The 21607-nt window shown below is 71.2% G+C and carries 16 protein-coding genes; 10 read left to right on the top strand and 6 right to left on the bottom strand.

Going from position 1 to position 21607, the window contains the following annotated elements:
* The first annotated feature begins 372 nt into the window (after positions 1–372).
* Both icmF and OHS71_RS38780 read left to right on the top strand, forming a co-directional pair.
* Entirely contained in the window at positions 373–3603 is a 3231-nt protein-coding gene (icmF, locus tag OHS71_RS38785; protein WP_328484004.1) for a fused isobutyryl-CoA mutase/GTPase IcmF, read from the top strand.
* Between the two features lie 17 nt (positions 3604–3620).
* On the top strand, positions 3621–4481 hold the full coding sequence (locus OHS71_RS38780) for a 3-hydroxybutyryl-CoA dehydrogenase (RefSeq protein ID WP_328484003.1): 861 nt from the start codon (positions 3621–3623) through the stop codon (positions 4479–4481).
* 91 nt (positions 4482–4572) lie between these two features.
* On the opposite strand, the gene OHS71_RS38775 is transcribed toward OHS71_RS38780, so the two are convergent.
* Positions 4573–4908 (bottom strand): transcriptional regulator, encoded by a 336-nt coding sequence (locus OHS71_RS38775; RefSeq protein ID WP_328484002.1) that lies wholly within the window; start codon positions 4906–4908, stop codon positions 4573–4575.
* 145 nt (positions 4909–5053) lie between these two features.
* On the opposite strand from OHS71_RS38775, the gene OHS71_RS38770 reads away from it, so the two are divergent.
* The gene (locus tag OHS71_RS38770; RefSeq protein ID WP_328484001.1) at positions 5054–6751 is read left to right on the top strand and encodes a glycosyl hydrolase family 28-related protein; all 1698 of its coding nucleotides are present in this window, start codon (positions 5054–5056) and stop codon (positions 6749–6751) included.
* A 183-nt stretch (positions 6752–6934) separates the two neighbouring features.
* Positions 6935–8209, top strand: a complete 1275-nt coding sequence (locus OHS71_RS38765; protein WP_328484000.1) for an alginate lyase family protein — start codon at positions 6935–6937, stop codon at positions 8207–8209.
* Positions 8210–8280: 71 nt separating this feature from the next.
* Here the strand turns inward: OHS71_RS38765 and OHS71_RS38760 are convergent, their stop codons facing one another.
* The 5 genes from OHS71_RS38760 to OHS71_RS38740 all read right to left on the bottom strand — a co-directional run bounded on the left by OHS71_RS38760 (position 8281) and on the right by OHS71_RS38740 (position 16253).
* Positions 8281–10935 carry a discoidin domain-containing protein gene (locus OHS71_RS38760; protein WP_328483999.1) on the bottom strand — a complete coding sequence of 885 codons (2655 nt, stop codon included), beginning with the start codon at positions 10933–10935 and terminating at the stop codon, positions 8281–8283.
* Positions 10936–11336: 401 nt separating this feature from the next.
* A complete protein-coding gene (locus tag OHS71_RS38755; protein WP_328483998.1) occupies positions 11337–13136 on the bottom strand; it encodes a DUF2264 domain-containing protein in 1800 nt (599 codons plus the stop codon).
* Positions 13136–14002 carry a carbohydrate ABC transporter permease gene (locus OHS71_RS38750; RefSeq protein ID WP_328483997.1) on the bottom strand — a complete coding sequence of 289 codons (867 nt, stop codon included), beginning with the start codon at positions 14000–14002 and terminating at the stop codon, positions 13136–13138. The genes OHS71_RS38755 and OHS71_RS38750 overlap by 1 nt, the downstream gene beginning before the upstream one ends.
* Positions 14003–14010: 8 nt before the next feature.
* Positions 14011–14955 carry a carbohydrate ABC transporter permease gene (locus tag OHS71_RS38745; protein ID WP_328483996.1) on the bottom strand — a complete coding sequence of 315 codons (945 nt, stop codon included), beginning with the start codon at positions 14953–14955 and terminating at the stop codon, positions 14011–14013.
* Complete coding sequence (locus OHS71_RS38740; protein ID WP_328483995.1) at positions 14952–16253, bottom strand: ABC transporter substrate-binding protein; 1302 nt, start codon at positions 16251–16253, stop codon at positions 14952–14954. Before OHS71_RS38740 ends, OHS71_RS38745 begins: the two co-directional genes overlap by 4 nt.
* A gap of 99 nt (positions 16254–16352) precedes the next feature.
* Between OHS71_RS38740 and OHS71_RS38735 the strand changes: the two genes are divergently transcribed.
* From OHS71_RS38735 to OHS71_RS38710, 6 genes are all read left to right on the top strand, one after another.
* Positions 16353–17402 (top strand): LacI family DNA-binding transcriptional regulator, encoded by a 1050-nt coding sequence (locus OHS71_RS38735; RefSeq protein ID WP_328483994.1) that lies wholly within the window; start codon positions 16353–16355, stop codon positions 17400–17402.
* A 145-nt stretch (positions 17403–17547) separates the two neighbouring features.
* The gene (locus OHS71_RS38730; protein WP_328483993.1) at positions 17548–18057 is read left to right on the top strand and encodes a DinB family protein; all 510 of its coding nucleotides are present in this window, start codon (positions 17548–17550) and stop codon (positions 18055–18057) included.
* Positions 18058–18299: 242 nt separating this feature from the next.
* Positions 18300–18788, top strand: a complete 489-nt coding sequence (locus OHS71_RS38725) for a carboxymuconolactone decarboxylase family protein (RefSeq protein ID WP_328483992.1) — start codon at positions 18300–18302, stop codon at positions 18786–18788.
* Entirely contained in the window at positions 18779–19042 is a 264-nt protein-coding gene (locus OHS71_RS38720) for a hypothetical protein (protein WP_328483991.1), read from the top strand. Before OHS71_RS38725 ends, OHS71_RS38720 begins: the two co-directional genes overlap by 10 nt.
* A gap of 105 nt (positions 19043–19147) precedes the next feature.
* A complete protein-coding gene (locus tag OHS71_RS38715) occupies positions 19148–19498 on the top strand; it encodes a hypothetical protein (RefSeq protein WP_328483990.1) in 351 nt (116 codons plus the stop codon).
* A gap of 212 nt (positions 19499–19710) precedes the next feature.
* Positions 19711–21522 (top strand): protein kinase domain-containing protein, encoded by a 1812-nt coding sequence (locus OHS71_RS38710; protein WP_328483989.1) that lies wholly within the window; start codon positions 19711–19713, stop codon positions 21520–21522.
* Positions 21523–21607 lie beyond the last annotated feature (85 nt).

Below are 21607 nucleotides of genomic sequence, written 5' to 3'. Positions count from 1 at the left end.
GCGCGACGCGCGACGAATCAGCACTCGGGGGGTCTCACACGGTGTACAACGGCACATCCCTGCCTGGACGACTTGATCGGGCAGCACGGTAACGGCTCACGGTGGTGGCGCTCCACCGGATTTCCAGCCGCCTCGGCGGCGGGTTCCGCGCCGGCGCGAGCCGCTGCGCAGGGGCGGATCCGCCGGGAACCGCGGCGCGTCGTACGCGCGGACAGCGGTGCGTTGCCGGGGGCCGCGCCGGGCGGGCAGCGATCCGCCGTGGCCGGGGGCCGGCGTGTGCTGCTGGTCACAGCGTCCTCACCTACTGGCATTTACTAGGACGTCCTACTATCTCCTCAGTCGGAGCTACCGTGATCTGTCTGGGAAGGCCCCATGAGCGACCTGCACCGTCCCGTGCACCCCGTCCGTCTGGTCACGGCTTCGGCCCTGTTCGACGGGCACGACGCATCGATCAACATCATGCGGCGGATCTTCCAGTCCCAGGGCGCCGAGGTGATCCACCTCGGGCACAACCGGTCGGTCCAGGAGGTCGTGGACGCGGCGCTGGAGGAGGACGCCCACGGTGTGGCCGTCTCGTCCTACCAGGGCGGGCACGTGGAGTACTTCGAGTACCTGGTCGAGTCGCTGCGTGCGCAGGGTGCGGAGCACGTCCGCGTGGTGGGCGGCGGGGGCGGTGTCATCGTGCCCGAGGAGATCGCCCGGCTGCGGGCGAGCGGGGTGACCATCTTCTCCCCCGAGGACGGGCAGCGGATGGGCCTGGCCGGGATGGTCAACTCGGTCGTGAGGGAGTGCGACTTCGACCTGTGGGACGGCAAAGCGGCCGACCCGGCCGCCGTCCTGGCGGGCGACCGGTTCGCGATCGCCCGCGCCGTCACGGGCGCGGAACTGGGCAAGCTGCCCCCCGAGTTCCTGGACCGGGTACGGTCCGCGGGCACGGCGCGCCCGGTGCCGGTGCTCGGCATCACGGGCACCGGCGGCTCGGGCAAGTCGTCGCTGACGGACGAACTGGTGCGCCGGTTCCGGGTCGACCAGCAGGACAAGCTGCGGATCGCCGTGATCGCGGTCGACCCGACCCGCCGCCGGGGAGGCGGTGCGCTGCTCGGCGACCGGATCCGGATGAACTCCCTCGACGGCAACCGGGTGTTCTTCCGCAGCCTGGCCACCCGCGGCAGCCGTGAGCTGCCGGAGCATCTGTCCGACGTGATCGACGTGGTCAAGGCGGCCGGGTTCGACCTGGTGATCGTGGAGACACCGGGCATCGGGCAGGGCGACGCGGCGATCGTGCCGTTCGTCGACACCTCGCTGTACGTGATGACGCCGGAGTTCGGCGCCGCCTCGCAGCTGGAGAAGATCGACATGCTCGACTTCGCCGACGTCGTGGCCATCAACAAGTTCGAACGGCGCGGCGCGAAGGACGCGATGCGCGACGTGGGCCGCCAACTGGTGCGCAACCGCGAGGCGTTCGGCATGCGGCCGGAGGACATGCCGGTGTACGGCACCTCCGCGGCCACGTTCAACGACGACGGGGTCACCGCCCTGTACCAGCACCTCAGGGGCGCTCTGGCCGACAAGGGTCTGCCCCTGTCCGAGAGCACGCTGGCCGAGGTCGACGTGCGTCACTCCTCGGGTATCCGGCAGGTGGTCCCGGCGGACCGGGTGCGCTACCTGGCCGAGATCACCGACACCGTCCGCGCCTACCACGCCGAGACCGGCCGGCTGGCCGAGGCGGCACGGCGGGTGCAACGCCTGGAGACGGTCAGCGGCGAACTCGTCGAGGCCGGATCGGACGACGCGAACGTGCGGTCGCTGCTCGACGCGGCCCGCGGACAGCTCCCGCACGACATCGCGGAGCGGCTCACCGGCTGGCCCGCGGTCGTCGCCTCCTACTCCGGCGACGAACAGGTGGTCAAGGTGCGGGACAAGGAGATCCGCACCAAGCTGACCCGCGAGTCCCTGTCGGGGAACAGGATCCCGCGCGTCGCACTGCCCCGCTTCACCGACCACGGTGAACTGGTGCGTTTCTGGCGGCGGGAGAACCTCCCCGGCCACTTCCCCTTCACCGCCGGGGTGTTCCCCTTCAAGCGTGACGGCGAGGACCCGGCGCGGATGTTCGCCGGCGAGGGTGACCCGTTCCGCACCAACCGGCGTTTCAAGCTCCTCTCCGAGGGCCAGCCCGCCACCCGCCTGTCCACCGCCTTCGACTCGGTCACCCTCTACGGCCGCGACCCCGACGAGCGCCCCGACATCTACGGCAAGGTCGGCACCTCCGGCGTCTCGGTGGCCACCCTGGACGACATGAAGGCGCTCTACGACGGCTTCGACCTCGTCTCGCCGACGACCTCCGTCTCCATGACGATCAACGGCCCCGCCCCGACCGTCCTGGCGTTCTTCCTCAACACCGCCGTCGATCAGCGCATCGACGCCTTCCGCTCCGCGCAGGGCCGCTCCCCCTCCCCCGAGGAGACGGCCGAGCTGCGGGCCCACGCGCTGGCGAGCGTGCGGGGCACGGTGCAGGCCGACATCCTCAAGGAGGACCAGGGGCAGAACACCTGCCTGTTCTCCACCGAGTTCAGCCTGCGGATGATGGCCGACATCCAGGAATGGTTCATCGCGCAGAAGGTCCGCAACTTCTACTCGGTGTCGATCTCGGGCTACCACATCGCCGAAGCCGGCGCGAACCCGGTGAGCCAGCTCGCCTTCACCCTCGCCAACGGCTTCACCTACGTCGAGGCCTACCTCGCCCGGGGTATGCACATCGACGACTTCGCCCCCAACCTGTCGTTCTTCTTCTCCAACGGCATGGATCCCGAGTACTCCGTCCTCGGCCGGGTGGCCCGCCGCATCTGGGCGGTCGCGATGAAGGAGAAATACGGCGCGGGCGAGCGCAGCCAGAAGCTGAAGTACCACGTCCAGACCTCCGGACGCTCCCTGCACGCCCAGGAGATGGACTTCAACGACATCCGCACCACGCTCCAGGCGCTCATCGCCATCTACGACAACTGCAACAGCCTGCACACCAACGCCTACGACGAGGCGGTCACGACCCCCACGGAGGAGTCCGTCCGCCGTGCCCTCGCCATCCAGTTGATCATCAACCGGGAGTGGGGCCTGGCCATGAACGAAAACCCCCTCCAGGGATCGTTCATCGTCGACGAACTCACCGACCTGGTCGAGGAGGCCGTCCTTCAGGAGTTCGAGCGCATCAGCGAGCGCGGCGGGGTCCTGGGGGCCATGGAGACCGGTTACCAGCGCGGTCGTATCCAGGACGAGTCGATGCTCTACGAGCAGCGCAAGCACGACGGCACCCTGCCCATCATCGGCGTCAACACCTTCCGCAATCCCCACGCCGACAGCGTCGAGCCCGGTGTCATCGAACTCGCCCGCGCCACCGAGGAGGAGAAGGTCTCGCAGCTGGAGCGGGTGCGGGACTTCCAGTCGGGTCACCGTGACGCCGCGCACGCGGCACTGACCGCCCTCAAGGACGCGGCCCTCGACGGCCGCAACGTCTTCGCCGTCCTCATGGACGCCGCCCGCGTCTGCTCCCTCCAGCAGATCACCGACGCCTTCTTCGAGGTCGGCGGGCAGTACCGCCGCAACGTCTGACAGAACGGAAGAACCACATGGATCCCGTCATCCGCCTCGGAGTGGTCGGCTGCGGCCTCATGGGCTCGGGCATCGCCGAGATCGCCCTGCGCAGCGGCATCGACGTCCGCGTCGCCGAAGCCGGCCTCGACGCCCTCGAAGCCGGACGCCGCCGTCTCACCGCTTCCCTCGACCGAGGCGTACGGCGGGGGAAGCTCAGCGAGGAGCAGCGCGACCAGGCCCTCGCGCGGCTGTCCTTCACCAGCGACCTCGCCGAGCTGGCAGACCGGCAGTTCGTCGTCGAGGCGGTCGCCGAGAACCGCGACATCAAGACGGACGTCCTGCGTACGCTGGACAAGACGGTCGAGGACCCGGCGGCGATCCTGGCCACCAACACCTCCTCGATCCCCATCGTCGACCTCGCCGTCGCCACCGAGCGGCCCGCACAGGTCATCGGCATGCACTTCTTCAACCCCGTTCCCGTCCAGCGGCTGGTCGAGCTCATCCCCGCGCTCACCACCAGCCCCGAGACCGTGCGGCGCACCCGCGCCTTCTCGGAACAGCTGGGCAAGGAGCCCATCGAGGCACCGGACCGTTCCGGCTTCGTCGTCAACGCCCTTCTCGTGCCGTACCTGCTCAGCGCGGTCCGCATGCTCGAATCGGGAGCCGCGCGGCCGGACGACATCGACCGCGGCATGGAACTGGGCTGCGCCCACCCCATGGGCCCGCTGCGTCTGCTCGACCTGATCGGCCTCGACACCGCCCAGGCGGTCGCCGAGTCCATGTACGAGGAGTTCAAGGAGCCGCTGTACGCGCCGCCCGCGCTGCTTCGCCGGATGGTCGCCGCGGGCCACCTCGGCCGGAAGAACGGCCGGGGCTTCTACGCCTACGACTCCTGAGGAACGGCCCGACGTCGTCGTCCGGCGGAACGCTGACGACGGCGTCGGTATCCGTCGGATCGTCTGACTCTCGAACCCCGGGATCAAAAGCTCAGGCCCTCAGGCCGTCAGGACCCACGGCCCCCGGGCAGCTCGGTCGGTGGTCGTCGCGCAGGAGCAGGGCCCGCAGCCCGGGAGGGCGCTTCTCGAACTCCTCGCGGCGCGGGCCGGCCGACCCGCCTCGGCCCCTCGTCGCGCGTTCCACCAGGCCGGCGCCGCGCAGGACCGAGGAGTGGCGGCCGAGCCCGGCCTTGCCGACCGGCACGTCGAAGCTGCCGCGGCTGCGCGCCCGGCCGTCGGAGCCGGCCGGCTCGCGGATCGGTGTGATGCGCGCGGGGTCGCGGACCGCGGACAGCGCCGTCAGCACGGATACGCGGGTGCGTCGCACCGGACAGGCGCCCCGCGTTCGGTCTCGCATCGAGTTTGGTCATGCACACCTCTTTCCCGCCCCGACTGCGCCATGGCATGCTCACGCCCCACATAGCTATGAACGTTGTTCATCTACATGAATTCCTGTGGAGGGGCGAGCGGACATGAGCGAGGCACACGACAGCAAGAGCGGAGATCGTTCGACCGGCCTCACGAGGCGCGGCCTGTTGGGCAGCGCCGCGGCCGTAGCGGCCGGCGTGGTGACAGCCGGTGGCGAAACGGCCGCCGCCGCGCCCGCCGCGCAGGGTCAAGTACCGCGGCTCTGGCGCGAGTTCACCCACCATCCCTACACGCACCCGCAGATCCCCTACGTCGGCAGAGCGGGCTTTCGCGGCGGAGCGGTGCGTTTCCCGCACCGTCCCCCGGTGTTCGACGTCCGCGCGTTCGGGGCCAGGGCGGGCGGCACCACCGACTCCGCCCCCGCGATCAACCGTGCCATCGCCGCTGCCGGCAGGGCCGGCGGTGGCACGGTCTCCATCCCGTCCGGAACCTTCCGGATCGACGACGTCATACGCATCGGGCACTCGAACGTCGTCCTGCGCGGCGCCGGCAGCGGCCGCACGACGCTGTACGCGACGCGCAACCTGACCGAGCTGATCGGCGCCTACGGCTCCCGCTACGGCGGTGACAAGTCGTCCTGGTCCTGGGCCGGCGGCCTCGTATGGCTGGCTCCCGAGTCCCGCTGGAACTCGCTCGTCGCCGCGATCCGGGCGAGGACATGGCCGTTCGAGGGGTGGACGGGCAATCGGCGCGACGAATGGCGGCCGCTCACCGGCGTCGCGCCGGCGCGCCAGGGCTCCTGGACGGTGACGGTCACCGATCCCGCGGGACTGCGCCCCGGCGCGCTCGTCCTCCTCCGGCTCGCCGACGATGCCGGTCACACGCTGCTGGAGCACATGGCGGGCGGCGGGCCCGGAACCGAGGCGTACTACTGGGACGACAAGACGAAGCTGACCTCCTACGTGCCCTACGAGTGGCCGGTGCGCGTCACCCGTGTCCACGGCCGCAGGGTCACCCTGGAACGCCCCCTCCCGCTCGACGTACGCGAGGAGTGGAACCCCCAGCTCACCACGCACGTACCGGAGCTGACGGGCGCGGGCGTCGAGGGCCTGACCCTCGAGGCCGTGGAGTCGGCCCAGCAACCGCACCTTCTCGACAAGGGGCACAACGGCGTCGTCCTGCAGTGCGCCTACGACTGCTGGGTGGACGACGTGACGGTCCGGCACGTCGACAACGGCTTCGGTCTCGTGGCCGCATCCGCCTGCACCCTGCGCCGGACGCGGGTGGCCGGCCGCGGCTCGCATCACCCCTACTTCTGCCGCGAGGGGTCGCACGACAACCTGATCGAGGACTTCGTCATCGAGGAGCGCACCGTCCCCGGGCGCCCCGACACCCAGCTGCACGGCATCAATGTCGAGGGGCTGTCCTCGTACAACGTGTGGTCGCGGGGGGACATGCGGATGGGCACGTTCGACAGCCACCGCGGCATGCCGTTCGCCAACGTCCGCACGGACATCACGGTGAACAACAACGGCCGTCACGGCGGTGACGCGAGCGCGGGTCCGCTGTTCGGCGCCCGCTTCACGCACTGGAACATCCGGGTGACCAACGGCCGGGCGGGCCTGATGAAGATCGACGCCCTGGCGCCGTACTCGGCCACCGTCGGCGTCGACGAGGTCACGGAGTTCGACCAGATCGACGTCCCCGACTTCCCGGGTGATCTGCACACCCGGCTGGAACTGTACGGCGCCCCCGGCGCGGTACGGCCGCGCAACCTGCACGAGGCCCAGCGCGCCCTGTAGGCCACGACAGAGGGTGACGAACGAGGCGGCCGGCTCCCGCGCCCCGCGGGGTGGATGACGCCTCCGGCCGGCCTGCTCCGTCCAGGACGTCGAAGACCCGTGGCCGCACGACGGCGCCGCGCCGCCTCGTCCCGACCGGGGACGGCCGCCCCTCGCATTCACATACATGATTGGAGTTGACCTATGAGCGCTCGCTCCCGCCTGGGTGTCCTCCTGGCGGCCCTGGTCGCGTTCACCGCCGGTGCGGTACCCGCAGCCTCGGCGAGGGTGGCGCATCCCGTGCCCCGGGTTCCGCACACGGCCGTCCTCGACGGCGCCCGCCTGCAACAGGCGAAGATCCGCCTGGACCTCGGCGACCGGCAACTGCGGCGCACGGCATCGGCGTTGACGGCCCGCGCCGACAAGTGGCTGGACCAGGGCCCCTGGACGGTTGTCGACAAGCCCCGGCCGGCACCCGGCGGCGACGTCCACGACTACCTCAGCCAGGCCCCGTACTGGTGGCCCTCCGGGCCGCCGACCTCCGACAACCCGTGGGGCTGCCCCTATGTGCAGCGCGACGGACAGCGCAACCCCGAAGTCGACACCGGCACCGACCGTCAGGAGGTGGAGAAGGTCTTCGACTCCGCGTACGACCTGTCCCTGGCCTGGTACTACAGCGGTGACAAGCGGTACGCCCTCAAGGCCGGGCAGATCCTGCGCACCTGGTTCCTCGATCCGGCCACGAGGATGAACCCGAACCTCAACCACGCGCAGTTCATCCCCTGCAAGTACGACGGCCGCGCCATCGGCATCATCGACTTCTCCCAGTCGTACACCAGCGTCGTCGACGCGCTCGCCATCCTGGAGACCGGCGCCGCCGGATGGACCAGGACGGACCGCGCCGGCATGGCGAAATGGAACACCGACTTCCTCGGCTGGCTGAAGAACAGCGACTTCGGCAAGCAGGAGGCCGCCGCCGCGAACAACCACGGCACCTTCCACGACATGCAGGTCGCCGCCCTCGCCTACGCGACCGGCGACAGGGACCTGGCCCGCCGAACGGTCCTGAACGCACGGAGTACGCGCATCACCCCGCAGATCGCCGCCGACGGCAGCCAACCGCAGGAACTGGCCCGGACGCGCAGTTGGCACTACTCGACGTTCGACCTGGTCGCCTACACCCGGCTCGCGGCCATCGGCCGGCATGTCGGCGTGGACCTGTGGAAGTACCGGGGCCCCGACGGGCAGAGCCTGTTCCAGGCGGTGGACTATCTGCTGCCCGCCGCGACCGGAACCGCGGCCTGGCCGCATCCGGAACTCGAGTTCTACCGGTATGCGGCCACCGATGTGGTGCACGCGGCCGCCGACGCGGGCGACAGGCAGGCGCGGCGGGCCGTCCCCGCACTACAGGAACCACCCGGGGGTGATCTGTGGGCCCTGCGCCCGGCGGCGGAGCAACTGGACTCCATAACGGGCTGAGGCCCCGGCACCCCGCGGGCCGGACGGGCCGGGCGGCGGGATCTCCGTCCCGCCGCCCGGCCCGTCTGCCGTCAGGGCCTGATCGTCAGCCAGTCGAGAGCCGCGACCCGGCCGGCGCCCTTCGCCACGAGGTACAGGTCGTGCGTGCCGGTGATCTCCCGCTTCAGGGAGACGGTCCGCTCCTGCCACCCCTCGGCACCCCCGAGGGGTACCACGGCGGCCAGAGGGCCGTCCGGGGCGTCCAGGCGCAGCTGGAGCGAGCAGCCCCGTGCGCAGGCGGAGTCGAGACGTACGGTGAGCCGCTTCCCGCGGACGTCCGCCCGGGCGAAGACCACCCGGTCGCCCGGGTCGAGGACGCCCGTGGAAGCCGTCCCGCGCTCCACGCCCCGCACGGTCGTCGCCCGTTCGGCCTGGAGCGTCGAGGCGGCGTCGGGTCCGTCGCCGTACAGCCTGATGTCGTTGACGACCCAGGGTGCGGGTCCGCTCGCGGTGAGGGTGATCCTCAGGTAGCGGGCGGTGGTCTGCCGGGGGAACACCGCGTCCTGGGTGAAGGAGCGGCCGGCCACCCGGGCCAGCGGTTCGCCCCAGTGCGCGCCGTCGCCGCTGACGGAGACGGTGAATCCGTAGGGCTGGCCGCTGGTGTCGCGGCCCGCGTCGAGAGAAAGGCGGCCGAAGGTCTTGCTCTCGCCCAGGTCGACGGTCAGGAACTGGCCTGCGGCCTGCGGGGCGGCGCCCGTCCACCGGGTGTCGATGTCGCCGTCGACGGTGGCGGAGGCGTCGGTGGAGTCGCCGGCGGTGGCGGTCCAGCTGCCGTGCCGCACCCGTTCCTGGCAGCCCGGCAGATCGCAGCCGGCCGACCAGACGGGGGCGCCGTACTCGTAGGCGCCCTGGTCGGGAGCCGCGCCCACGACGTCGGTGGTGACGCCGTCGATCGCCTCGCCCGCGTCGACGGCGGGTGAACCCGGCGTCAGCCACAGTTCGCCGTTGACCGCGTCCGTGTAGCCGGGCCGGTCGCTGATGAGATTGGAGCGGACGACCGGCAGCGGGTCTCCGGCCTTCGTGGCGGTGACCGGCTTGGGTCCGACGATGTTGCTGAAGTACGAGCCGGACGCGTCGGTGGCGCCGCCGAGGGCGACCGAGGCGACGTTGATGCCCACTCCGTAGCTGGAGTTGTGGTCCTCGTTGGCGATACTGGGGCCGGTGTGACCGTTGAAGTAGACGCCCCGGCTGCCGGTGTTCCAGGCCACGTTGTGGTGCAGCCGGAAGTGGCCGGAGTAGTTGTCGATGTAGTAGCCGTTCTGGCCGTCGGCGTCGTGCGCGGTGTTGTGGTCGATGGAGGTGCCGGAGCCGTTCAGGGTGCAGCAGACGTAGAACGGTGAGCCGTCGCGGGAGGTGCGCATCGCCTCGGAGAGGTCGTTGTAGGCGATGCGGTTGTCGTGGAACTCGGTGCCGTTGAGCTGCCAGGCGGTGTCGATAGCCGCCCGTCCGGTGCGCCGGATCGTGTTGTGGGTGACCGTGTGGCCGTTGCCGTTGATCTCGATGCCGGGGGTGTAGCTGCCCATCCAGCCGACGTCGTGGATGTAGTTGCCGGTCACGGTGTTGCCGGTGCCTCGGATCAGGACGCCGTCACCGGCGGACTGCGCGATCTCGCTGTTCCTCAGGGTGTTGCCGGTGCCGAGGATCTGCACCCCGGAGTCGAGGATCCGGGAGGCGACGATGTGCCCCTCGAACGGCGGGATCGCGAGATCGCTGTCCGGCGGCATGGGCAGGGTGGAGAACTCGGAGATGTACGAGGCGTGCAGCCGGTCGACGACGACCTCCGTACTCGACTGCCCCGTTCGCAGGGAGGTGCCCCACAGGTTCAGACCGCGGACGGTGACGTGGGAGCTGCCGCTCAGGTCGACGCCCCACAGCCGGTGCTTGGCGGTCACCGTGTGTCCGGCGATGCCGTTCTTCGGGGGGACCAGGTACAGCCGGTGCGCGGTCTTGTCGTAGTACCACTCCCCCGGCTGGTCGAGAGCCGCCTTCGAGCCGACGAGGTAGTAGTTGCGGTAGGTCTGGTTGCCCATGCACAGCGGTGGGCAGCGGTGGTTGCCGCCCTTGAAGTCCAGCTTGCCGGGCGCCGCGGCGGTGACCGTGCCGGTCTGCTGGGCCCAGGGGTTGGAGCCCGCCCACAGGTGCACGGTGGCGCCGGTCCAGTCGGCGCCGGGCAGGTCGGTGTCGTCGATGTGCTGGTCGGTGGAGGTGGTGTCGGCCTCGGCCCAGGTCGCGTTCAGCGGGTCGGCGCCGGAGTTCGGCCAACGCCCCTCAGCGGCGCGGGCGTTGTCGAGGAACACCGCGTTGAAGTCCGGGTCGGGCGGCAGGTCGGTGTCGGCTGCCACCAGCCCGCCGCCGGCGTCCTTCCAGCCGCTCACCCGCTCGGTCCCGTCGACGGTCACCGGGCCGTCGCCGTAGGAGGCGATCGTGATCGGGGCGCCCTCGGTGCCGGAGGGCGGGGTGAGCTGTTCCCGGTAGGTGCCCCGGTGGATCAGGCAGGTGTCACCGGGGCGGACGCGTTCGAGGCAGGCGCCGATGGTGCGCAGGGGTCGGGCCTGCGTGCCGTGGGCGTGGTCGCTGCCCGCGGGTGCTACGTGGTAGGTGTGGCCGGGCTGTGCCGCGTGCGCCTGGACCGGCGAGGTCAGCAGCGCGGTCACGGCGGCCAGTACGGACAGGTGTCTGAATCTCATGTCCCGTCTCCAGTCGTCGGATGTGCGGTGGTCGGGGGTCTCCATCTCCAGTGGGCAGGGGGGGTGTCCGGTGGACAGAGCGGTGCGCGGTGGCCGGGGGTGCGCCGTGGCCGCGGGTGTGCCGTGATCCGGGGAGGGCACGGTGATCCGGGGAGTGCCCGGCGGTCAGCGGGTGCTCCGTGGTGCGGTCGTCGGAGGGGCTGTGGTGGCCGCGGGGTGCCCGGTGGTCAAGGGGTGCCCGGCGGTTTCGGAGGGCCGGTGGCGGTCGCGGGGGCTGCGGTGGTCAGGGGGTGCCCGGCGGTGCGGTCGTCGGAGGGCCGGTGGCGGCCGCGGGGTGCCCGGTGGTCAAGGGGTGCCCGGCGGTTTCGGAGGGCCGGTGGCGGTCGCGGGGGCTGTGGAGGTCAAGGGGTGACCGGCCGTGCGGCCGTCGGAGGGCCGGTGGCGGGGGCTGTGGCGGTCGCGGGGGCTGCGGTGGTGGCGGGGTGGCCGGTGATCGGGGGGTCTCGCCAGGCCGTCTCGGCTTCGTGTCCCGCCGGGGCGCCGAGCACGGCGCACCTCAACCAGTGCTCCCCCGGCGGGAGCAGGCCGCTCAGTAGGGGCAGCGCGGTGCGTCTGGCGAGGACGTTCGTACCGGGCAGACAGTCGACGACGTCGCCCTCGCGCCGGCCGTCGAGGTCGCGCAGTCCGGTGAAGCCCGCGGGGGCCGACACCCGTGCGTGCCCAGGCCCGGTCTCCCGGTCCGTGCCCGCGTCGCGGTCGACGGCGAAACCGGCCTCGGCGGTGTGCAGGGCGCGAGCGGTGCGGATACGGTGCGCGCGTACGTGCCAGGGCGCGGTGGCCGTCAGCCAGGTGGTGATCTCCACGTCGGGCCAGGGGCTCCAGGTGCTGCGGACCGTGTCCGCCGTGACGTGCGGGTCGGCCGGCTCCTCGCGCACCCGGTAGTGCGCCCCGCCGTCGTCGCTGAGCGCCAGCATCGAGTCGTGCGCGCCCTGTTCCAGCCCGAGCGTGCCGTTCGGGAGGCTGAAGCCGAAACGCGTGGAGTACGCGAACTTGGCGTACTTCTCGGCCCCGTGGCGCACCCAGGGGTGGTGCTGGCGCCCGGCGAGCAGGGTGACATCGCCGTGGGTGCGCATCAGCAGCGCCCCGGCGTGCGGCTGGGCGCTGACAGCGTCCAGGGCGGGAGCCGGCTCCTCCTTCGCGGTCCAGAACGCGTGCCGGGCCGGCAGTGCGAGCGGCAGATACGCCTTGAGCGACCAGTAGGGCGAACCCGGCGCGTTGTACTGCTCGGCCAGCGAGGGCTGCGGATAGCCGTACCCGATGGACAGCAGTCCGTCGGGGCCGGTCACCGGCCGCCCCCGCCACCAGCGCAGATGCCGCAGCAGATATCCCTTGACCTCGCCCCACGGCAGTACGTCGACGCCCGCGAACGGCAGCGCGCCCCAGAAGGCGGCCTGCGCCCAGCGGTAGGTCAGGCTGCGGCCGTAGGGGACGGCGGCGCCGTCGTCGGCGAACCAGTTCCGGAAGTGCCCGGCGAACCGGGCCGCCCGGTCCTTGAAGCGGTCGCCGTCCGTGAGCGTGTCGTACAGCAGTCCGTAGAAGTGCATGGCCCACGGGACGTAGTAGTCGCGCCGTTCGGTGGGGCCGTCCGCGTACCAGCCGTCACCCAGCCAGAAGGTCTCCAGCCGGTCGAGGCGCGCGCTGATCAGCGAGCGGTCGTACGCCACCCCCACCCGGTCGAGGCCGAGGCCGACGAGCACGGGGAAGAAAAGCCAGTTGTTGTCGGAGGTCTCCCGGGGCAGCGCGCTGAGCAGCCAGCGTGCGAGCCGGTCGCGTTCGGGGCCGCTCAGCGGGTCCCACCACACCTCGGGCGCGAGGGCGAGCGCGAAGCCGATGGCGGCCATCTCGACGATGCGCTGGTCACGGTCGACCGGCTCGCCCCAGTACTCGGGGTGCGCGGGATCGCTGCCGTGGGCGAGTCCCTGAAGCCAGGACTGCGCATGCGGAACCAGCGCTCCGCCCACCGCCAGGGGCGCCAGTCCCCACAGCGGCCGGGCGAACGCCTCGAGTTCGGCGGCCGTGTCGTCATGGATCGCCGTGTTCACCCCGAGCCGCACACGCGCCCGGCCCGGGCTGAAGCGGGACACGACCGGCCTGATCAGTTCCGCTGCTTCCGCGGCGAGTTCGGTACGTGCGTCGTCCATCAGCCCTTCTCCGCTCCGGCGAGCAGCCCGGTGCGCAGGAAGCGCTGGGCGAGGACGAATCCGATCAGCAGCGGCGCACCGGCCACGAGCCCGGCAAGGGCCGCTTCCGGCTGGTGGATATCGAGGTCGGCGAAGCCGCTGGAGTTGTTGACCGCGCCGGTGGACTGGAGCAGCGACATCAGGCCGAGCTGGAGGGTGAAGGTGCGGTCGTCGGAGAGCATCACGAAGGGCAGGAAGAAGTCGGTCCAGCAGCGGACGAAGCCGAAGAAGGCGATCAGCGCGATCGCGGGGCGGGCCAGGGGCACCGCGACCGACCAGAACAGCCGCAGTTCACTCGCCCCGTCGACGCGTCCGGCGTCCAGCAGGCTGTCGGGCAGGTTCGCCCGGAAGTGCAGGAAGGCCAGATAGACGCCGAACGGGTAGAAGGACAGCGGCAGGATCACCGACCAGACCGTGCCGGTGAGATCGAGTGCGGACATCTCCAGGTACAGCGGGAGCACCAGCGCGGCCGGGGGCAGGATCATCGTCATGATCGAGAGCGTGAGCAGGGCCCGGCGGCCGGCGAAGTCGTGCTTGGCGAGCGCGTAGCCGGCGGGCACGCAGAGCAGCAGGGCGAGCGCCACGCTGGCCGTGGCGTAGATGATCGAGTTGCCGATCCACAGGGTGATCTCGCCGTCGTTGTACGACGTGAGGTGCGACCAGGCGTCGCCCACGTTGCCCAGCGAGCCGAAGCCGAGCGGTGAGCCGGTGGTCAGGTCGTCGGCCGTGCGGGTGGGTGCCAGCAGCAGCCAGAGCAGGGGCAGTCCGAAGAAGACGGCGGCGCCGAGCAGGAACAGGACGCGGGCGCCGCGTGACAGAGCGGTCATCGCCTCACTCACCGGGAGTCGGAGGAGTCGGTGGCGTACATACGGGTGCGGGTGATCACGATCCAGGCGGCGAGCACTCCGACGGCGAGCATGGCCAGTGAGAGGGCGGCGGCCTTGCCGAAGTCGCCGTCCTGGGTGGCGTAGACGTAGGCGAGCTGGTTGACGGACCAGGTGGGGCTGATCTGGCCGGGGGCGCCGGTGGAGAGCACGGTGGGCTCCACGAACACCTGGCTGCCGGAGGCGAAGCTGGAGATCAGCACGAAGGCGACGTAGGTGCGGACCATGGGCAGCTTGACGTGCCACATGGTGCGCCAGGCGGAGGCGCCGTCGACTTGCGCGGCCTCCAGGACATCCTTGGGGAGCGCGTTGAGCGCCCCGTGGAGGACCACGATCCAGCCGCCGGCGTGCACCGCGACGCCCATCACGGTGAGGACGGCGATGACGCTGCCGCCGGAGAGCGCGTCCGTGGCGCTCTCGATGCCCATCAGGTCGAGCAGGGGTGAGAACGGGCTGCTGTCCGGGCTGACCATGAACAGCCACAGCAGGGCCGCCGCCGAGCCGGTGACCGCGCCGGGCAGGTAGTAGACGAGTTGGAGCACGCTCGTCGCGCGCCCGGGGCGGGCGTGCAGGGTGAAGGCGAGGGACAGGACCGTCAGCAGCAGGATCGGCAGCCACAGCAGCAGATACGTCGTCACATGGGCGGCCGCGTCGCCGAGCCGGTAGTCGTGGAGAACGGCCGCCCAGTCGCGCAAGCCGGTGAAGGAACCGTCCTCGACGAACGAGGTCCACAGGGCGTATCCGGCCGGTGCGAGCCCGAAGACCACGAGGAACAGCGTGTAGGGGCCGACGAGTATCCAGACCGCGGCGGTGCGTGCGGGGCACCGGCGGTGGCGTTGTGTCACCGCGGGTGCGGAGGCGGCCGTGGGCGGGCGGGGTGTCGTGAGCGTCTTCATCCGGCCGTGTACCCGCTGGTCCCGGCGGCCGCTTTCAGTTTGTCCTGCCAACTCCTCAGCGAATCGCGGAGGTTGCCGTCGGAGTCGACCGCCTTGACGAAGGTGTCGTTGAAGCTGCTCTGCCAGTCGGCCTCGAAGCGGACCGCGCCGAAGCCGGGGCGCAGCGCGTTCGCCGCCGCGGTGAGGGCGGGCATCGGGTCGGAGGCGTAGTAGGGGTCCTTCGACTTGGCCTCGCCCCACTTGACCGCGGCCGCGGCGAAGGCGGGATAGGTGGGCTGCTTCGCCTGGAGGGCGACGTCGGTGGTCATCCAGCGCACCAGGTCCACGGCCTCGCGGGTACGCCCTCCGGCATGCGAGGAGACGAGGAAGGCGCCACCGCCGACCTGTCCGGCGTACGGCTTGTTCTCACCGGGCCAGGTGGGCATGGGAGCCGCGGCGATGCGGCCCTCGGGCACCTTGAAGGCGGGGCCGAACATGAAGTCGCCGAACCAGGCCGGGGCCGGCAGCATGAGGATCTTGTCGCCCTTGCCGAGCTTGGAGAAGCCCGGGTCGATGGGTACGACGGTGGTGACGGCCTTCTTGCGGGCGAGCGGCTGGAGCAGGTCCGCGACCCGGGTGCAGTTCGGCCCGCCGAGGTCGATGCGCACCTCGGTGAGGCTCAGTGTGTCGCGGGTGGGGCAACCGCTGCTGCCGAAGTAGACGCCGGCGCCGTACTTGCCGTTGACGGCTCCGACGATGGTGCCGGGGTGCTCCTCGGCCGCCTCGAGTCCGGTCTGCCGGTACTCGTCCCAGGTCTTGGGGACCCGGTAGCCGTATCGCTTCATCAGCGTGGCGTCGTACCAGAGGACGGTGGGGGCGATGTCGTTGCGCAGGCAGTACGTCCTGCCGCCGAAGGTGCAGGTGTCGAGGGAGCCGGGGGTGAAACCGTCGCGGACGGACTTCGGGACGAGGTCGTCCAGGGGGGCCGCGTAGCCGAACTTCTCGCTCGCGAGCGTCGCCGCCTCGGCCGGGTTGGCCAGGAAGACGACGTCCGGCCAGCCGCTCTTGGTGCGGTTGGCGAGTGAGACCTTGGTGGGCACGTAGCCCGCGTCGGGCGGGATGGTGACGATGCGCATCTTCAGGTCGGGGTGGGTCTTCTCGTACTGCTGGGCCGCGGGCATCCGGGTGTTGTCCACCCAGACCAGTAACTCGTCCTTTGCGTCGCCCGAACGGCCGCCGGCACCGCCACCGGTTCCTCCGCATCCGCAGAGCACCAGCGCCACGGCCGCGGCCAGGGAAGCCGCGCGCCATCTCTTCATGGGGGACCACCTTCTCACCGAGGAGCCTTCCTCCGGGAACGAAGATTGCGATAGTTTTCGCAAATCGCGATCGCCCCGGCAACGTAGGAGATTCATCCGATGACGTCAACGGTTCCGACAGGATCGAGCCAGGGAAGACGGCGCACACTCGCAGAAGTCGCCGATCAGGCGGGCGTATCGGTGTCAACGGTCTCCAAGGTGCTGCACAACAGATCGGATGTATCGGCCGAGACGCGAGCCAAGGTGCAGCGGCTGCTGGAGCAGCACGGCTATCTGGCGAAACACCGCCCTTCGGCCACCGCGGCTCCACCCGGCGGACTGATCGACTTCGTCATCAACGAGCTGGACAGCCCCTGGGCGGTCGAGCTGATCCGCGGCGCGGAGGACGTACTGCACGACGCGGGCATGGGACTGGTGGTCTCCGCCACCCACGGCCGGACGAGACGCGCGCGTCAGTGGCTGGACTCGCTGGCCACCCGCCCCACCCGCGGAGCGATTCTCGTGGTTCCCGAACTGACTCCGGAGCAGCACGACGAGCTGAGCCGGCTCGGTGTCCCCTACGCGCTGGTGATGCCGATCGACGAGCCCGCCCCCGGCACTCCGTGGGTGGGCGCGACCAACTGGCCCGGCGGACTGGCCGCGACCCGCCACCTCGTCGAGCTGGGCCACCGGCGCATCGCGATCATCAGCGGTCCGGAACGCCGGCTCACCTCGCGGGCGCGGGTCGACGGCTATCGCTCGGCGCTGGCGGAGGCCGCTCTGCCCTTCGACCCCGAGCTGGTCCGCTACGGCGACTTCGCTCACAGCCTCGCCCACCGGCACGCCCTGGAACTGCTCGCGCTGCCCGACCGCCCCACGGCGATCTTCGCCGGCAGCGACCACCAGGCCCTGGGCACCTACCGGGCCGCCGCGGAACTGGGTCTTCGCATCCCGGACGACGTCAGCGTGGTCGGCTTCGACGACCTGCCCTTCGCGGACTGGGTCACCCCACGCCTGACGACGGTCCGCACCCCCCTCGCCGACATGACCGCGCTCGCGGCCCGGATGGTCCTGCGGCTGCTGTCCGGGGAGCAGCCGGAGACGACCCGTGTGGAGGTGGCGACGGAACTGGTGGTACGGGAGAGCACCGCACACCGACCGTCGCCCTGACAGCCGTCAACTGCCGGAGGAGGAAGGCCCCTTGTCCGCACGGAGTGAGGGAGCGGTGATCCGCCCGTCCGGCAGACCGACGGCCCTTGGCCCCATACTGGCCCCGAACACGGACACACACGGACACGGACGAGGAGCACCGCCTGTGAGCAGCGACAACCGCACGGGGCCACCCCACTTCGGCAGCGAACGCGACATGCTGCGGGCCTTCCTCGACTACCACCGGGCGACTCTCGCCATGAAGTGCGAAGGGCTCACCGACGAGGAGCTGCGGCAGCAGTCGATGCCCCCGTCCACGCTCTCGCTGCTCGGTCTGGTGCGGCACATGGCGGAGGTGGAGCGCGCCTGGTTCCGCCGGGTGTTCGAGGACCACGACGCGCCCATGGTCTGGTCCGACCGGATCGACTTCCAGGCGGCGTACGACGCGAGCACGTCGACCAGGGCCGAGGCGTTCACGGCCTGGGAGGCGGAGGTGGCGAACTCCCGCCGGGTCGAGCGGGCGGCCGAGTCCCTGGATCAGGCCGGGTACCAGCCACGATGGGAGGAGAAGGTGTCGCTGCGGATGGTCATGATGCACGTCCTCCTGGAATACGGCCGCCACAACGGGCATGCGGACTTCCTGCGCGAGGGTGTCGACGGGGCCGTGGGCGCCTGAGCCCGCGGCCAGGCGGCCGCGTGCCCCCGCCCGGACGGCCGGGCCCCGTGGGCACCGTTTGCGGGCGAAGGCGGTCCGGTCCTCCACGCCTCGGGATCTGCGGGCCGCGCACAGCGCAGGGCACGGTTTCCCCCCGGGGCCGGGGCGCCCTGGGAAAACCTTCCGCGGTCCCGTCACATTCGCGTGCGCCCGTCCGTCAGTGCTGTGAAGCCGCCGACCAGGCGAACACGAGGAGAGCAGCCATGACGAACCCCTCCATCTCCCGGATGCCCGACCCGGGCCAGTTCGTGCCCGAGCTGAACGACATCAGCGCCGCCCTCTTCCGGGCCACCGGCAACCGCTCCGTACCGCGGGCGACCATGAGCCTCGTCCACCTGCGCGCCGGGCAGATCGTGGGCAACACGTACCTGACCATCCTGAACACGGGCTTCCTGCGCAAGGCCGGGGAGTCCGAGGAGCGCATCACCGCCGTCTCCTCCTGGCAGGACGCCCCGTACTTCACCGACGCCGAGCGCGCCGCCCTCGCCCTGGTGGAGGCCACGCTTCAGCCCGCCCCGCACGGCCGGGAACGCGTGCCGGACGAGCTGTACGCCGAGGTGGCCGAGCACTACGACGACAAGGCGTTGGCCACCCTCACCATCGCGATCGGCCAGATCAGCTTCTACGCCGCCCTCGCCGTCATCGGCAAGCCGCAGCCGGTCGCCTCCCTCGCGGACCGGCAGTGGGACTGATCCCCGGCAGACGTGGCCCGGATCTCAGGTCGGCCGTCGACAAGGCCGGCCTCGCCCTCACCGTCGACTGCCCTGCGCTGTCCCGGCCGGTCCACGTCGACCGGGACATGTGGGAGAAGGTGATCCTCAACCGAGGGCTGTCGGCGGGCGCGGACGACTACGCGGACGACTACCTCGTCAAACCCTTCTCCGGCCTCACGCGTCTCGTCACGGTCCGGCCGCCGCGGCCGGACGACGGCCCCGTCACGCCCTGAGTACGGCGGGGCGGTGCTCAGGGCGTGACGGGGCCGTCGGAGCACGACCGGAGCGTGAGCAGGGATCGGCTCTCGTCGACGCCTGCCCGCTCCTAGGCTTCACCCATGCGGCAATCAGAGATCATGCAACGAGTCGTCGGCATCCTCACCGAAGAGATCGAGATGCGGCGGCAGGTCCGCGAGAACCCGGACGCCAAGGCGGCGTTGACGGGCGCCATCTCCGCGCTGCTCGCCGAGACCCTCCCCGAGATCAAACTGCCCGCCGACGCGAGCGCCCAGGAGACGACGGCCCTCATCACGGAGGCACTGGGCCCGGCCATCATGACTCTCTCCCACTGCTTCTCCTACGCTTTCGCGCACCTGGCCGAGGTGCACGACGAAGGCCGCACCGACACCTCGTCCGCGGAGGTCCTGCGGTCCCTGTCCCTCCAGTTCGCACAGCGGGACGAGGGCTGAGGACCACGGGAGGCGCACATTTGTACTCCTGGGGGCCGAATGTCCCATGAGCGAATTTCCGCCAGTATGGTGAGCGGGCGGCAGGGCAGAAGGCACACCGGCGCCGGGGGGGTTCCGGAGATGCCGCCCCTTCGCCCGTCGCGGTTCCGGAACTTCGGGCGGCCACGCTGTTGTCGGGCTGCCCTATGTCACCAGGGGGCAGAACCATGCGGGTGCTCGCGCAGCGATACGAGCTGGTCGAGGCGGCCGGACGCGGTGGGATGGGCGAGGTCTGGCGGGCCACCGACCGGGAGTTGGGGCGTACCGTCGCAGTGAAGGTGTTACCCCCGGAGCTCACCCGGCACGAGGAGTTCCGTGTCCGGTTCCGCCGTGAGGCACGCATCGTGGCCTCCCTCAACCACCGCAACGTCGCCGTGCTGCACGACGTCGGCGAGGACACCACCGACGGCGAGACGACTCCGTTCCTGGTCATGGAGTTCATCGAGGGGCGCACGCTGACCGATGTGCTGGCCGACGGCCCGTTCACGGTCGAACGGGCCCTGGCGGTCGGCCGGGACATCGCCGACGCCCTCGCCCACAGTCATGCCCAGGGCCTCATCCACCGCGACATCAAGCCGTCCAACGTCATGCTGACGTCCGAAGGCGCCATCAAGGTCCTGGACTTCGGGATCGCGAAGGTCGTCGCCGAGACCACCACCCGCCTCACCGCGACGGGCATGACGGTGGGCACCCCCGCCTACCTCTCCCCCGAGCAGCTCACGGGCGAGCCGGTCGACGGCCGCTCCGACCAGTACTCCACGGGCTGCCTGCTGTACGAACTGCTGACCGGCCGCCCCCCGTTCGTCGGCGACTCCGCCTTCGCGGTGATGCACCAGCACATCAGCCAGGAACCGGTTGCCCCGTCCCGTCTGCGCCCGCAGATCCCGGCCGTGGTGGACGGCCTCGTCCTGCGGACCCTGGCCAAGGACCGCGAACAGCGGCCGGGCAGTGCGGCGGAACTGCGGGACGCTCTGTCGGCGACCCTGACCGTGCTGAGCGGGCCGGCGGTCGCGCCGGTCCCGGGGACCGCCGCCCCGGTTCCCGGCACGCCGCCCGCGCCCGTCGTGCCGCCCTCGCGTGCGAAGGCCGACTCGAAGACGGGTCCCGGGGACACGGCGCTGGCCCAGCAGGACACGCGTACCGCGCCCGCACCGCCCCGGCCCGCCGTCCCGCCTCCCGGCGGGCCGGTCGACCCGGCTCTCCCCGGCGCTGCGGACGGCGCCCGGGGACAGTCGGGCGACGCGCCGACGAGCGCCGACCCGTCGTCCGCGCCTCGCAAGCGGCGGTTCGGCCTGACCGCCGGCAGGGCCGTCGCCCTGCTGGGCATCGTCGTCTCCGGCGTGGTCAGTCTCGGCTACATGGACGTGTACGAGGACTCGTCCGACGCCTACGTCGGCGTGTGGATGGCCGCCGTCGTGCTCGGCCTCGCCCTGTTCCGGTGGCTGCCCCTGACCTCGGCCCTCCTCTGGTGGGGAGCAGGGGCCCTCGTCGTCGCGAGTGTCGCGATCGGCGGCGCGGCCGACGACTACGACTACAGCTCCGTCACGGAGAGCGACTTCGGCACCCTCTACTACTACGACACCGCCTACCAGGGCTACTACGAACTGCCGGTCGACTCCTCCGGCTATCACCTCTTCGAGAGCGACTACAGCGGCGGGTACTCTCCCGCGCAGGCCGAGGTGGACCACAGTTACACCGCGCACGACAGCATCGAGGTCTTCGCCACTCCCCTGCTCGCCCTCGCCGTGCTCTGTCTCGTCCGCGCGTTGAGCCGCCGGCATCTCTCGCCGCTCGCCGCGGCCTGCGGTGTCACCCTGGGCGGTGCGGGAGTCGGCTGGCTGGCGTTCGGTCCGGACGAGCAGACCGCGGTGTTCTCGGTGGCCTGGGCCGTGCTCGTCGTCGCCGCCGTCGTCCAGGAGATCCGCGCCCGCAGGAACCCCCCGCCGCGTGCCCGCCGCCGTCTGCGGTTCGTCACGGCGGAATAGCGGCGCCCGGTCGGTGGGACCGGGCGCCGCGTTCCCGGAGCGCAGGTGACCGGCCGGGCCTCCCCCGGCGGCCGTGACGCCCGCG

The sequence above is a fragment of the Streptomyces sp. NBC_00377 genome (genome assembly GCF_036075115.1).
Taxonomy (GTDB): domain Bacteria; phylum Actinomycetota; class Actinomycetes; order Streptomycetales; family Streptomycetaceae; genus Streptomyces.
The sequence above is the reverse complement of the archived record's forward strand: the minus strand, read 5'-3'. Positions and strand labels throughout refer to the sequence as shown.

Coding starts and splice junctions, on each gene's coding strand:
- OHS71_RS38755 (WP_328483998.1), bottom strand. CDS start 13,136: ATGGACGACGCACGTACCGAACTCGCCGCGGAAGCAGCGGAACTGATC.
- OHS71_RS38770 (WP_328484001.1), top strand. CDS start 5,054: ATGAGCGAGGCACACGACAGCAAGAGCGGAGATCGTTCGACCGGCCTC.
- OHS71_RS38715 (WP_328483990.1), top strand. CDS start 19,148: ATGCGGCAATCAGAGATCATGCAACGAGTCGTCGGCATCCTCACCGAA.
- OHS71_RS38780 (WP_328484003.1), top strand. CDS start 3,621: ATGGATCCCGTCATCCGCCTCGGAGTGGTCGGCTGCGGCCTCATGGGC.
- icmF (WP_328484004.1), top strand. CDS start 373: ATGAGCGACCTGCACCGTCCCGTGCACCCCGTCCGTCTGGTCACGGCT.
- OHS71_RS38735 (WP_328483994.1), top strand. CDS start 16,353: ATGACGTCAACGGTTCCGACAGGATCGAGCCAGGGAAGACGGCGCACA.
- OHS71_RS38760 (WP_328483999.1), bottom strand. CDS start 10,935: ATGAGATTCAGACACCTGTCCGTACTGGCCGCCGTGACCGCGCTGCTG.
- OHS71_RS38745 (WP_328483996.1), bottom strand. CDS start 14,955: ATGAAGACGCTCACGACACCCCGCCCGCCCACGGCCGCCTCCGCACCC.
- OHS71_RS38750 (WP_328483997.1), bottom strand. CDS start 14,002: ATGACCGCTCTGTCACGCGGCGCCCGCGTCCTGTTCCTGCTCGGCGCC.
- OHS71_RS38725 (WP_328483992.1), top strand. CDS start 18,300: ATGACGAACCCCTCCATCTCCCGGATGCCCGACCCGGGCCAGTTCGTG.
- OHS71_RS38765 (WP_328484000.1), top strand. CDS start 6,935: ATGAGCGCTCGCTCCCGCCTGGGTGTCCTCCTGGCGGCCCTGGTCGCG.
- OHS71_RS38740 (WP_328483995.1), bottom strand. CDS start 16,253: ATGAAGAGATGGCGCGCGGCTTCCCTGGCCGCGGCCGTGGCGCTGGTG.